1 protein-coding gene is annotated in these 497 nt (G+C 67.0%); it reads left to right on the top strand.

Annotated features, from left to right (window positions below):
• Positions 1 to 497 (top strand): DUF1522 domain-containing protein (locus AC24YW_RS36615; protein ID WP_487487216.1); only part of this gene is annotated, 497 nt, incomplete at both ends.

Below are 497 nucleotides of genomic sequence, written 5' to 3' on the forward strand. Positions count from 1 at the left end.
GGCCGCCTCGTCACCGACGGCAACGGCAACACCACCGTTTATCTCGGTACTGCCGGCGCCCCGGCTGCGACGGTCGACGACCTGTTGACCGCGGTCGATCTCGCCAGCGGCGTCAAGACGGTCGCCATCAGCTCCGGCGCTGCGACGATCGCTACGAGCAACAACCAGACCGCTTCGAGCGTTGGCGGCGGTGCCGTCACGCTGAGAAGCTCGACGGGTGCGGATCTGAGCGTCACCGGCAAGGCCGACCTGCTCAAGGCTCTCGGCCTGAGCGCATCGGTCGGCGGCGGCAACGCCACGGTGTCCGTCAACCGGACCACGACCTCGGCCTCACTGGGTGCGACGATCACCGACGGCTCGACGCTGAACGTCAACGGTAAAGTCATCACCTTCAAGAACGCGCCGATCCCGGGCTCGACCGGTGCGCCGAGCGTTCCGACCGGTTTTGGTGCGAGCGGTAACATCCTCACCGACGGCAGCGGCAACTCGACGGTCTA

It is taken from the genome of Bradyrhizobium sp. USDA3516 (assembly GCF_057651995.1).